Raw genomic sequence first — 14,391 nt, 5'->3', positions numbered from 1 at the left:
TATATATAGAAGAAGTGGTTTAAACTTTTTTCAATTGGATGCAAAATGCTCCTTTTCATCCCTTTTTTTGTCTTTTTTTTACTTCGTAACGTTGCTATGAAGTGCAAAAAAATCTTCAAAATGAATAAAAATTAGCTATTTTTCGCTTCAATCAAAAAAGTTTAAACCACTTCATAAATTAAAAGAGCAACGTTAATCGTTGCTCTTTTTTTGTTTTGACTTGTCCTGCTTTTTTGGCATCGGTCCGCGTAAGTGGATCACTAAACCGTTTAAAAAATTTCTTAGTATTTGGTCACCACATTCCATATACTTTGGGTGGTCTTCTTTTCTAAAAAACGCACCGAGTTCACTTTTTGAAATTCTAAAATCAACAAGCTCTAAGATCTTAACAATATCATCATCTCTTAGTTTTAAGGCAACTCTTAATTTTTTTAAAATATCATTATTTGTCATTTTGAATATTTAGATTTTGAAATTACTTATTTAATCAATGTTTTTTGCGAAATATGTATTTCTAGCGTTTTGATGATTTTTGTAAAGATACTTTAAATATACGTTCTATAATTTAAATTCAATTTTCATTTAATTATGATTAAAATATTGATATTCAGTTATTTATATTATGTGATATTGATAAAAAAGATTGTTAAATACATAGAAAATCTCTCCTTTTTTGTTGGATATACATTTTTTTTATGATGAACTAAATAAAAATCACGATAAAATACGTACGTGTTTTCGATAAGAGACATTATATCTACGATTAATAAAACACCTTTCTGTGTACCTTTATAGTATAATTATTTAATCCCTTAGAAATGATTAATAGAGTAGAAAAATTGAGCCTTTTATCTGAAATGATCGCTTTTGCGAAGTACGATAAGGATATAAAGAATATAGAATATCACTTCCTTTTGGGAGTGGCTAAGCAACTAGATATTGCACGCGAGGATTTTGATTATTTAATTGAACATCCTGTGACCTATACACATTTAAAATCTCACAGTGAACGTATTGTTCAATTTCATAGACTGGTCCTATTAATGAACATTGATAGTGACAGCGATAATTCATCATCTGGTGCTATAAAATTATATAATTTCGGACTGCGCATGGGGTTAAGCCATGAGTCTATTACCAAAGTTTTATACTTAATGGAAAGTTTCCCAAACAAAATTGTTCCTCCAGATGTATTAATAGATATTTTTAAAACACAATATAACTAATAATTTCAGCTATTATCACTCAAATATTGCCTTAAAAGGGCCAAAAAAAAGCTAAAAGGTTATACTTTTAGCTTTTCTAGCTTATTCTGATAGCTTTTAATATCATCGCGCAACTGGGCAGCGATAATAAAATCTAAAGCTTTGGCGGCTTCTTCCATAAGTTTACGCTTCTCCCGTATTTTTTTCTCTAACTCTGGTTTTGATAAGTATTCACTTTCTGGTTCAGCAGCCTTCAATGCTTCCAATGCGTAACTATATGTACTCACCGAGTTTTTGGACAGCGCATTATCTAAACTTTTATTTAAAGCCTTTGGTTTTAAGTTATGCTTGGTGTTATATGCTATTTGTTTTTCCCGTCTGTATTCCGTTTCATCTATCGTTTTTTGCATGCTTTTGGTTATTTTATCCGCATACATAATTGCCTTTCCATTTAAGTTTCTTGCAGCTCTACCCACGGTTTGTGTCAACGATCTGTTTGATCTTAGAAAACCTTCCTTATCTGCATCTAAAATGGCCACTAAAGAGACTTCTGGTAAATCTAAACCTTCACGCAATAAATTCACACCGACCAATACATCAAATAAACCTTTACGCAAATCCTGCATAATTTCAACGCGCTCCAAGGTATCTACATCACTATGGATATATCTGCAACGAATTTGAATTCTATCCAAATATTTAGTGAGTTCTTCGGCCATCCGCTTGGTTAATGTCGTCACTAAGGTACGTTCGTCCTTTTCAACGCGTAGCTGAATTTCTTCAATTAAATCATCTATTTGATTTAGACTAGGTCGAACTTCAATAATAGGATCTAGTAAACCTGTTGGCCGAATGACCTGCTCCACATAAACCCCGTCCGATTTTTCCAATTCATAATCTGCAGGTGTGGCACTGACATAAATCACCTGATTTTGTAAGGCTTCAAATTCTTCAAACTTTAAGGGTCTATTATCCATAGCCGCGGGAAGTCTAAATCCGTACTCCACTAAATTTTCCTTTCTGCTTCTATCCCCGCCATACATGGCATGAACCTGAGAAATGGTCACGTGGCTTTCATCTACCACCATTAGATAATCATCAGGAAAATAATCGAGTAAACAAAAGGGTCTGGTACCTGGTAATCTACCATCTAAATAGCGCGAATAGTTTTCAATACCAGAACAGTAACCTAATTCACGAATCATCTCTAAATCAAATTCGGTGCGCTCTTTCAGCCTTTTTGCTTCTATGTGCTTACCAATATCTTTAAAATAATCATGTTGCTCCACCAAATCATCTTGTATGTCTTTAATAGCTCCTTGAAGCACATCTGGAGAGGTAACAAACATATTGGCGGGATAGATATTTAGGCGGTCGTATTTTTCGACAACTTGATTGGTTTGAATATTAAAAGATTCGATTTCTTCGATCTCATCACCAAAAAAATGAACCCTAAAGGCATCATCTGCATAACTTGGGAAAATATCGACCGTATCGCCTTTGATTCTAAAATTTCCATGTTTAAATTCCCCTTCTGTTCTAGAATATAAACTTTGCACGAGTCTATGCAATAGCTTGGTTCTGGATATTTCTTGGTCACGTTCTAAGGAGATGACATTTTTTTGAAATTCAACTGGATTTCCAATACCGTATAAGCAGGATACCGACGCTACCACCAATACATCACGACGTCCCGATAATAAGGACGAGGTGGTGCTCAATCGCATTTTTTCTATTTCTTCATTTATAGAGAGGTCTTTTTCAATATAAACTCCAGATACAGGAATGTAGGCTTCTGGTTGATAATAGTCGTAATAGGATACGAAATATTCAACGGCGTTATCGGGGAAGAACTGCTTAAATTCTGAATATAGTTGGGCTGCCAGCGTTTTGTTATGGGCTAAAACCAATGTTGGTTTTTGAACATCCTCAATAACGTTGGCTACAGTAAACGTTTTACCCGAGCCCGTAACACCAAGTAAGGTCTGGTATTTCTCTTGAACGTTTAAGCCTTCTACAAGTTGTTTTATAGCCTGCGGCTGATCACCAGTGGGCTTGAATTCTGATTGAATTTTAAATCGCATTATGCAAAATTACGCAAAAATTAAATGCTATCGTTTTAGTGAAAAATGTCCTCTGACATCAAAATCGGTACCGTCTTTTTTAACTTTTGCGAGAAACCAATAATCATCAGCTGGCATATTATAGCCATTGAAGGTACCGTCCCAACCCATTGAAGTAGAAGGCAAGGTTTTGAGGAGCTTGCCATATCTATCATATATATAAACAACCGTGCCTGGGAGTTGCTCTATACCAACAATATGCCACCTATCATAAGCACCATCATTATTCGGGGTTACAAATTTAGGCACATCAATAACCACTACTTCTTCAATAATATCCTTACAGCCATTTAAATCCCTGATAGTTATGTTATGTAGACCGAAGGTGACATTCTCAAATACATTGGATGTTTGTGGTTCCCCATCGTCAAGAATAAACACATAATCACCAATGCCACTTACATCCACAGTGATACTATTTGGGTCTGCGAAATCGACAGTAGTTGTAAAATTAATGGTTGCCTCTTCAGAGTCAATGACCGTAAAATTTTTAGTGAATTGACAGCCTTCTGGTGATGTCACGGTAATAGAATATTCACCCAATTCTGTAGGTTCTATTTGTATTTCTGACAATGTGGAATTATCTACTCTAGGATTAACAGTTGTAGACCACGAGTAAGTTTCTCCAAGGATACCTGTATCAGCATTTATAATTAGTGGCAAATCATTAAGACATAACGGGACTATATCATTAATAGGTATCACTGGCAGCGGGTCTACAAAAATGGTGAAATCAGTAATATCAAAACAACCCGTGTCATTATTTTCTATTCGAACAAATACATTTTCACCGTTAAATGCAGCGTGCGAATTGCTTAGTGGGTTTTCAGCATCAAAAGCGTTGTTAAAACTACTGTAATAAGTAACCGATAGATTTTCGGTTTGAGAACCAATGACCGCATTTGAATTAACCGATAAATCAAACTCAAGCGCACCATCGAAATTATCATCACAATCAGTTAAATCTGGTGGTTGGTTTGCTATTGGATTTTCGTTTATTACCAGATTAAAAGAGGTGGTAATGGGACAGCCTGTTTCCGCATAGGCAATTCTAATAAAAATAATATGGTTATTAGTTGTATAGTTATAGGTATTCGCCAATGGGTTAATATTATCATCGGCATCAGTTTGTGTGTCATGATAAGAAATATTGACCACGGATAAATCATCGACAATAAGTGGATTTATTTCATTTAGATCGAAGGTGTTTGTATCATTATCACAAATAGGAATAGTGCTTATGGCATTGAATTCTGGAGGCAGATTTACTTGCAATTCCAAAGGGATAACGCTAAAACAACTTGACTGATTTTGAAGTACCTTAATCCAAACTGTGGCGGAATTAGATATATAATTTGTTGGATCTGGAATTTGATTAGTATTGTCTAAACCATCTTCTTGATTGATGTCTTCAAAATTTGTATAATAATGAACGCTAAGGTTTGTTTGGATACGATCAAGAATTTGAAAGTCTGCATTTTCTAAGTTGAAACTCACCGATCCGTCATAACCATCATCACACAGCACAAGTGGTGATGCTTCTGTAATATCTGGTGCTGCAATAATATTGATATCCAATTCTTCTACAACATAACACAGCGAATCATCACTTTCAATACGCACATACACGGTCTGTGGGTTCGTAATATTGGTATAAGTAGTATCGAGAGCATCAAGATTGTTTTCTGCTTTTGATAAGGTTTCATGAAACGAAATGTTTAGTAAATCAGTTGATCCTGCTTCAATTTCAGCAATCTTTTCATTAAAATCAAAGACACTAACCCCGTCATTAGAACTGTCATCACAAACAAAAAATGGTGTGGGATTATTATAAACAGGGTCTGGCGACACTTGTAATATGAAAGATGTTGTATTGAAACAGCCAGAATCTGTAGTGTTCTCAGCCCTAACATAGATTGTTTGAGGGCTTGATGTATTTCTATAATTTTCGTTTTTATCTATGGCATTACTTAAATTACCATTAAGTGCATCGCTTTCATTTTCGAAATAATAGACTTCTTTTCCAGTTTGGTCATTTAGTATTTCAGTATCTTTTTCAACTAATAAAAAGTCTGCGACATTACTGCCTGTATTTTGACAGATTTGAAAATTACTAATGGTATCAAATTGGGGTAAGGTATTTACGAAAATATTTAAGGTCACGATATTAAAACATTTCAAGGTATCGTCATTTTCAACACGCACGAAAATATCTTGTGTATTGGCAATATAAGTGGTAGGATTAGGAATTGGGTCAGTCTCCGTTTCGGCATTTATAAACGATGTGTAGAAATCAATATTAACATTGGATGTTGTTGAAACTATTTCGAATAATTTATCTTCTAAATTGATAGTTGAAACTCCATCTTGGTCATCATCACATATAAATATTGGGGTAGGCGATATAGCTGCAGGCGCTGGAATAATTTCAATTTGAAAAGAATTGATAGTAGAGCAACCCGTATCTAAATTGACGATTTTAGCAAATACGGGTTCTAGAGGATCAGAATTTTCATAAGATGGCGGGTATTGGTTTGTGTCATTTTCGGCATCTATTTGTGTGGGGTAGTAGCGCACTTCAAAATTGGTATTTCCATTTGTTATACGGTCGTCCAATAAAGTGAAATCTATGTTAACAATGCCATCCTCATCATTATCACAATAGGGCACAGGGTCTACAGGATTGAAAAGTAGAATGGGATTAACTATTAATCTAATTTCAGAGACTTCAGTACAAGCACCATTGGTTATGGAAATGTACAAAGTAGTAGGACTTGTTGCTTCATATAACTGTGTTTTATCCACAGGATTTACCTCATTATCCCTATCTTCCTCCTCTTCGTAAAACGTAACCTCAATATTAGGAAGCTCATTCGCAATAAATAATTCAACGGTATTTAAATTAAATTTTAAGGTATCGTTTTCATCATCATTGGTGTCGCATAGCGCAAAATCACCCGTATCTGTTCCGGTAAGTAATAAGTTTGTGTGAATTTCAAAAGGTACAACGGAAGCGCAACCGGTAACATCATCTAAAATCCTTAAATATACCGTTTGCTGGTTCAGGTTTATATTTTGATAATTTGTTTCGTTCGCGATAGGATTATCACCCGTTTGCGCATCGGTAAACGTTTCGTGGAATGTTCTGGTTACGCCAGTTAGGCCTTGTAAAATATCGGCTATGACTTGTGTTAAATCAAATGCTGCGAAGCCGTCTTGATCTTCATCACAAGCATCTATAAATTGAACATCTCTATTGACATCTGGACTATTAGTGATGTCAACGACTAGGGACGTTGTATTAAAACAGCCAGTTTGAGTATCAAGCACTCTTATATAAACCGTATCTGATGGCGTATTGGTGTTTACATAGGGCGATACAATAGGATTTAATCCCGTGTCTGCATCAGCTTGTGTATAATGATAGGTAACAACTAAATTTGCAGATCCACTTGTAACTTCTACGTCTTTTTGCGTTAAATCTATTAAGGTATAACCATCCTGTAAGTCATCACCGTCGCATATTTCTAAGGGAGAGGGAGCGGTAACTATTGGCACTTGATTTACAATTAAATCAAAACTCGTATAGGTAAAACAGTCGCTGTCTAAATCATCTACTCTTACAAATATGGATTGTGGATTGGTTACGTTAGGATAAGGTGTCGTTATACTATTTGTGTTGTTTCTTGCATCTGTTTCTGAAGGGTGATAAGTAAAAGAACCATTAGTGAATGGAATGATAGGAGAGATTTCCCCATCTTTCGTTGCTAAATTAAAAACTTCAGTTTGGTCAGCGCTAGGATCATCACATAATAAGTAATCTGAAATTGTGGGCATCGGTTCTTCAAAACTAACCACGACATTAATTTCATCTATCTCTGTACAGTCAGAATTATTAAGAGGCACCGTAACCTCCACACGGTAAGTTCCGTTTTCTTCAGCATCTAAAGTGGCATTGTTTTCTCCAGGAATGAGCACACCGTCTAAATACCATGCATATGAAGCTAAAGGGTTTTGAATATCAGCATCTAGAGGCACAGAAGGATCACATGTTAAAATGTCTTCACCTAAATCTATATTTTTAAAGCTATTTCCTTCAATAAAGACAGCCGAATCTTTAATGGTTCCGTTTTCATCTGCAATCACTAATTTAATATGATACTGCACGTACGGCACAATGGTCGTTCCTGCTGACAACACCGTTGTTCTTCCATTGTAATTCGTGTCCCCAATATTATAACCGTCAAAATAGGCTTCGTTTTCGGCTGCGCATGCTGGAGATAAATCGTTGTGAATAGTTCTTGTGTTTACTGGGATATTTGTTCCAGGGACAACGGCCAAATTTTGATAGGGTGCAGCACTTCCAGTTTCTTTAATAAGAAACACAAAACTATCCGAAATACTACAGGGATTAAGATCGAAATACTCTTCGGAGGCAAAGAGGTAATTGAACTGAACTTGGTTGGAAATTGATACGAAATCAAATTCAATAGATGTGGCATTTACGGTTCCAGTTATGCCTAAGACAGCCTCTAAATCTGGGTCTGTGCCCCAATTTGTTGTGCCTTCATCCAAAGCATTTACATTGGGGTTATTACCTCCAGAAGGCGCGTTTCCGCTTGATAACATAATACCGCTCTCAAAAGGGAAATTTGAGTTTCCCTTCTCAAAATATGCGAAACTTGACAACCCATCTACAGAGCCGTTTATTGATGAGGTAATATTTGTTATTTCCACACAGCCATCTACCAGATTGTTTTCTATTAGGGGCTGCACACCAATAGAACCATCAACATTTATAACTTGCGAATAAATGCATTTGCTTAAAAGGAGCACTATTAAAATAATATAAGCTCTAAATGTCATAGCATGTAGGTGTCATTTCTATAAATTTGCTTTTACAAATTTTATCATTCAGGTTAAATTCATTTGAAAAGTAAAGCTATTTCAGACGAACTGCAAAATAAATCGGTTAAAATGCGGTTATTTATGAATCAATTGTTAAATAATTAGACCTTTAACGTAAAATGACCCTTAAATATTCTGCCATCTTGTAACACAATGGAAAACCAATAATCATCACTTGGTAAAACTTTGTTATTAATCATACCATTCCATCCTTCTCCAGTTGGATTAATCTCCTTTAGCAGTTTTCCAAACCTATTAAAAATCAATATTTTAGAATTTGGTTGAAACATGCTTGAAATGCCATAGACTTGCCATGTATCATTAATGCCATCGTTGTTAGGCGTAAAGTATTTTGGAAACCCAATGACAGATAAAGCCTTATTTACCGTACCACAGTTATTTTTAATATCTCTAACGGAAACGGTATAAATTCCAGGGATCACATTTTCAAATACATTGTCACTTTGATATGGCTCAGAGACTACATTATTTTCATCAAGTAGTCTATATTCATAAATGCCTTCACCGGAAACAAATACAGTAATGGTATTATTTTCTGCCGCGTCAATAATATCAATATTTTCAAAAGTAGCTATGTTTGAGTCTTCCACCACAATAATTCTTTCTTTCGAGCAATTATTGCCATTAGTTACCACAACCGAGTAGGTGCCTGCTGTGTTAATTTGAATGTCGTAAGTTGTAGAACCATTAGACCAATTGTATTGGTAATTGCTTTGATCTTCATCAATGAGCGCCGCATCAAGCGTTATAGGTTCTGGAAACGTATTTAAACAATAATAGCTAATTTCTTCCACTAAAATATTTGGAAGTTCGTTAACCACTAAATCCAATTCACTAATACCATAACAATCATTTACATTTTCTACTCTGGCAAAAATTGTTTGTAGGTAAGGCTTAGTATTTGTGAATAATCTACTCAAATTGTTCACTTCCAAAAGGGCTTCTTCATAACTTTCAAAATAAGATACATTTAAACCTGAGGGTAGGCCTTCAATTATAAAACTTTCGGCATTAGTTAAATCGAATTTGTAAAATCCATCCTCTATTCCGTCATCATCGCATTCCGTTAATTGTGCATCAACTGAATCCGTTAGACTCACTTCTAAGCGTAATTCTGAAGACGTACTGCAACCCGTATCCTCATTGACAACATCAACATAAATAATTTGAAATGCAGACTTATTTACATAACTGCTGCCATCAATCTCATTAGTTTTAGCAGAGTCTGAATAAAATCTTGTGTATCTATTTGGGATACCTCCTGTAAGAATTTCGTCTGCTTCATTAAGGTTAAAAATAGTAATTCCGTCAATTACACCGTCCTCATCGCATTGCACCAAATTGGCATCGAAAGCCTCGGGATTTATATTTACTACTAAATCTAATGTTGTAATGGTATTACAATCTGGATTAAGAACATCTTCAACTCTTACAAATATTTGTTCCAAAAATGGAATGTTATTATAATATGGGTTCGGTAATGGAGCATTCTTTATTTCAGCATCAGCCAATAGTGTATAATAGGAAAAATTATAATCAGCAGCATCTAGCCCGTTTAAAATCTCAATCTGTCTTGTTGTTAAATCGAAAGTAACCCGCCCATTGTTTCTGTCCCCATCATCTGCATTATCACAAATAGAATAAGGTTGAGGCGTTTTAATTTCTGGACCTATGTTTACACTTAACTCAAAATTGGTGAGTTCAAAACAACCTGTAATGGAATTCGTTATTCTGGTATAAATAATTTGTGGATTCTCTTTATTTAAATAGGGACTGCTTAATGGGTTGATTCCGATGTTGGCATCACTCTCTGTTGCGTGGTAAGTGACCACAACATCGGTCTGCGACCCAATAATTGGATTGGTATTCTGGTTTAAATCAAATTCCGTAAAACCATTATCGAAGGGTGCAAAAACATCACAGCTTTCTAAATTTATAGGTTCCGGTGACACACTAGATTCATCTATGGGCGGGGTTGAGAATTCTGAAGTACCAGTCCAATCTAAAGTAAATGGGCTATTGCCAATAGGCCTATCAATAACGATATAGTATGTTTCACCAGCTTGAACGTCTAGCCATCTTACAAAACTATCTCCATCTGGTCCAGGCCCTTCGGAGGTATCGGACGAACTTGCGTTCATTCCTGTTAAGTTATTACCTTGCCCTGCAGCCTGCGGGTTTGTTGTGGAACACCTTATGGCTTGTCCAATATTGTTACAAGGGACGTTTGGACCAAATACGAAAAAATCATAATCTTCAGTAATAGCAGAACTATTTGGAGTGAGCGTAAACCCTAATGTGCCACTAGTTACTAATGTCATTTTGAGCCAAACACTATTATTTTCTTGACTTGAACAGGTATTTGAACCACTTAATTCTTGTGTGCCTATCCCATTTACATCTAAGTTAACGTTGCTATTTCCACAAACGGTTACGGATTCAATACAATCTGTTGGTTGTTGCGCATAAATTACAATACCAGACAGAAACAAAAAAAATGAAATTATGAAGCTCGTATGTTTTTTCAAATTGATTAAAGTTTTAACGTAAAATGGCTTTTAAACGTTCGACCGTCTTGTAGAGTTACTGAAAACCAATAATCATCTGTTGGAAGCGGGTTTCCATTAAAGGTGCCATCCCAACCTGTTCCTAATGGATCGAGTTGTTTCAATAATTGACCGAAACGGTTATAAATGAATATCTTTGAATTGGGCTGAACCTCTCTTGATAAACCAAAAACGTTCCAAGTATCGTTTACGCCATCGTTATTGGGTGTAAAATATTTTGGGAATCCTATGACGGATATGGTTTTGTCAATCACTCCACAACCTCCTTTAATATCTCTAACTTGAATATTATAAATTCCAGGGGATACATTTTTAAAAACATTACTAGTTTGAAATGGCGAATAAAGCTGGTCTTTTTTAAATAAGGCAAATTCGTAAACGCCTTCGTTGGATACTATGATGGTAATACTATTGTTTTCTGAAGCATCAACAATTTCAATACTATTAAATTCGGCAATATTAGATGATTCTACTGCAATGTTTCTAATATTAGTACACCCTTTTTCATCAGTCACTTGTACTGTATACATACCAGGTTCATTAATTAATATTTCATATGAAGTTTCTCCAGTGGACCAATCGTATGTAAAATCACTTGATGATCCATTAATAATACTTGCGTTGAGAGTTATTGGTTTTGGGTATTTATTAAGGCAGTAATAACTAGTTTCTTCTTCAATAATCTCTGGCAGTGTTTCTATTTTTAATTGCATTTCATTTATACCATAACAATTATTGGTATTCACATTTTCTATACGAAAATAAATAACCTGTGAATAGGGGTTAGTGTTTTCATAAATTTCAATTTCATTTTGTTCTAATAGTGCGTCATCAAAGGTTTTATAATAATTCACTCCTAAATCGGTATCAGGAATTAAAAGTGATGCAATTATTTCAGATGAATAAGCTTTTAAGTCGAATGTGTTAATACCATCGGGAGAATCAATCTCGTCGCAAATAGGTTGTGCAACATAATTAGCCACAGTTGCTTGACTTATTCCTAAAGTAAGACTTGCTGTGCTAAAACACCCGCTAATATCACCCATAACACGAGCAAATATGACTTGATTAGGAATGTTATTTTCAAAAGCGTCAATATTCGGAATAGAGTTAATCCCAGCAATAGCATCATCTTCATTAAAATAATATGTTACAGTTCTATCTGTTAAGTCTGTAGTGATAATTTCAGTCGCTTCATTTAAATTATAAGTCGTAATACCAACAGTGCTAAGGTCTAAATCACATTGAAAGAGAGAGGAATCCACTGCGTCTGGATATTCATAAACTTCGACCCTTGCTTCCCCTTGTGGAAATCCGCAATCATTGGTAATAGTATTTCCTGGAGGTTCAATAACAACTTTGTATGTACCACTTTCTGAAATTAACAAATCGAAATCAGACTCAGATAAACCCTTTCCGTCTTGAGTCCAAATATAAGTTGCACCAAGAATTTTTTCGGCAACAAGCGTATATTCTTCTCCTTCACATAGTGCTAAGAATGACGTATCACTTCCATTTCCAATAATATCAATTTGTTGATTAAAAAATGAAGCAATAAAAGGTGGTAAGCCTTGGGTAGAATTATTGCCGTCTAGGAATATGGCATTATGCTCATAAGATGCTGCAGTACCTAATTCATTTGGATTGTTAATAACGCCTAGACCCGTAAAACCTTTATCATAAGTAAGACTTAGAGACCTATAAATCTTTCCGTTCGGTCCCAACTGAAGTGCACCCCGGTAATTATTACGCCTGTCTAAAACACGCATACTGTTACTCACATCAGCAACAGTTAAATCATACTGCAGTAACACTGCGAAATGGTTTTCAGGTTTATTATTCTGACTGGCATCATCTCTATTAAAATAATCGTTTGTTGAAGTGACATAAAGTTTTTTGCTGTCTGGAGAAAACTCAATGCCGTACGGTTTGTCGTTTTGATCTTGAATTTGTAATCTTTGGGAATTGGTTACTGTTCCAGTATCTGCATCAAAGCCAAACAAGTATAAGCCACTAACAACATTAGCACAGGCTAATTTTGAACCATCTGGCGACAATTTTAAGTACCCCCTAACATCTGTAATGTTAAGGTTAAATGTTGATTTAATTGGAGTTGTTTTTACGCCAGTCTCGTTTATTTCATAAGCGTAAAAAGTGTCTACTGGAAAGTTCTGCGTGCCGCTAGAGTTTCCAAAGGTAATTACCCATATTGATCTGGTGTCACAATCTTTAACCACAGCTGATATTTTTTCAGCACTTTTAGATAATAAATTAACGTTTTTATTTTGAACTCCTCCAAGTCCTGAATTTGAGGACATATCGACAACTGAATAATTAAGTCCGGTATTGGTTTGATTAGAACCCACGGTGAAAATATAATAGATGTCAGGGTCATTTGGTTTTGGCACTACAATGGCCGATTGCGTACTAGATTCATCTCCCAGCAGACCATTTCCGTTTTGCATAATACTATGAGTTCGGTTATATACCGTTTGCCCATCGGTGTAAAATAATAACTCCCCATTGGAATCTGAAATGGAAGCACAACCTTCACGGGTATTAATTTGTCCGTCATTTAGAGCTGTAACTGCACCTGTGAAAATATTAAAATTAATACCGGCATTTTCTCCAAAGTACCAATTGGAGGCCTCGTTTTGTCCAAGGCAACTTAGAGCAAATAAACAGAATAGAAATAGTGCAAAATTTGTTTTCATCTTTTAAATAGCATAGCTATCAAAGATATCATAAATCTCGCTTTTTTAATAATCTATACGATAAAAACACAAATAGGGCAGTCCAACCTAAAACAATGATAATCTCATACCAATGCACGGCGAAATCATAAGCTAAATCGCCTTTATCAGGAAACTTGCTCATGGCAATACGTTGAAACGGTTGATCAATTAATTTATACATGGATTTTAAAGGAAAGAAATTTTGAATTTTCTCAGCGAATGCTACATCAGATTGCCATGCGATGAGGCCAAACAAAATCCATTCAATAATGTAGAGTATAAATAGAAATGCGAGTGCAAAAGCCGAACGTTTTACAAGCATTCCAAAAAATAAACACAGACTAAAAAAACCTGTTAATTTCACAAAATAAGCGACAAGAAAATTAGTCTCTCTAATAATAATAGAGACTTCATTATAGCTAGAATAATATAAGCCAATACATAATGAAATGAGCGCGATTAAAACTGTTGATATTAAAGAAAAGAAGGCTATGGTATAGAATTTTGATAGGATAAATTCTTTCTTGCTTAAACCATCGATTAAATTTTGCTTGATCGTTTTGTTGCTGTACTCATTACCAATCATGCTCACTACGACAATAGCGAAAAAGAATTTAAATTGGGACGCAAAAAACGTTGTTAAATGCCAAATTACAGGGAAGTTAAAAATCCCCAATTCACCTAATTCTAGAGTAAAAAACCCAAAAACATTAATTTTTAATGAGGAGAGCAGGATAACAAAAAACGGAAGTATAAAAGAAACAAATATCAAGATTTTACTTGTTCTATTAAGCAATAGTTTTTGTAATTCTAATTTTAAAAGTCGTAACAT

At 35.0% G+C, this 14,391-nt stretch carries 7 protein-coding genes; 1 reads left to right on the top strand and 6 read right to left on the bottom strand.

Annotated features, from left to right (window positions below; translation table 11 throughout):
- Nucleotides 1-192: 192 nt before the first annotated feature.
- Nucleotides 193-453, bottom strand: coding sequence for a DUF1456 family protein (locus FAF07_RS00755; protein ID WP_142783294.1), 261 nt, complete (start codon nucleotides 451-453; stop codon nucleotides 193-195).
- A 365-nt stretch (nucleotides 454-818) separates the two neighbouring features.
- Here FAF07_RS00755 and FAF07_RS00750 point away from each other — a divergent pair, with 365 nt between their 5' ends.
- Nucleotides 819-1,226 (top strand): TerB family tellurite resistance protein, encoded by a 408-nt coding sequence (locus tag FAF07_RS00750; RefSeq protein ID WP_142783293.1) that lies wholly within the window; start codon nucleotides 819-821, stop codon nucleotides 1,224-1,226.
- A 59-nt stretch (nucleotides 1,227-1,285) separates the two neighbouring features.
- Here FAF07_RS00750 and uvrB read toward each other — a convergent pair whose 3' ends face one another.
- The 5 genes from uvrB to FAF07_RS00725 all read right to left on the bottom strand — a co-directional run bounded on the left by uvrB (nucleotide 1,286) and on the right by FAF07_RS00725 (nucleotide 14,391).
- A complete protein-coding gene (gene uvrB, locus FAF07_RS00745; protein ID WP_142783292.1) occupies nucleotides 1,286-3,289 on the bottom strand; it encodes an excinuclease ABC subunit UvrB in 2,004 nt (667 codons plus the stop codon).
- A 27-nt stretch (nucleotides 3,290-3,316) separates the two neighbouring features.
- Nucleotides 3,317-8,194 carry a T9SS type B sorting domain-containing protein gene (locus FAF07_RS00740; protein WP_142783291.1) on the bottom strand — a complete coding sequence of 1,626 codons (4,878 nt, stop codon included), beginning with the start codon at nucleotides 8,192-8,194 and terminating at the stop codon, nucleotides 3,317-3,319.
- A gap of 143 nt (nucleotides 8,195-8,337) precedes the next feature.
- Nucleotides 8,338-10,785 (bottom strand): T9SS type B sorting domain-containing protein, encoded by a 2,448-nt coding sequence (locus FAF07_RS00735; RefSeq protein ID WP_246067745.1) that lies wholly within the window; start codon nucleotides 10,783-10,785, stop codon nucleotides 8,338-8,340.
- A 5-nt stretch (nucleotides 10,786-10,790) separates the two neighbouring features.
- Entirely contained in the window at nucleotides 10,791-13,538 is a 2,748-nt protein-coding gene (locus tag FAF07_RS00730; protein WP_142783289.1) for a T9SS type B sorting domain-containing protein, read from the bottom strand.
- A 28-nt stretch (nucleotides 13,539-13,566) separates the two neighbouring features.
- A complete protein-coding gene (locus FAF07_RS00725) occupies nucleotides 13,567-14,391 on the bottom strand; it encodes an ABC transporter permease (protein ID WP_142783288.1) in 825 nt (274 codons plus the stop codon).

The organism is Changchengzhania lutea (genome assembly GCF_006974145.1).
Lineage (GTDB): Bacteria > Bacteroidota > Bacteroidia > Flavobacteriales > Flavobacteriaceae > Changchengzhania > Changchengzhania lutea.
Note: the sequence above shows the minus strand (reverse complement) of the source record. Positions and strands in the feature narration are given on the sequence as shown.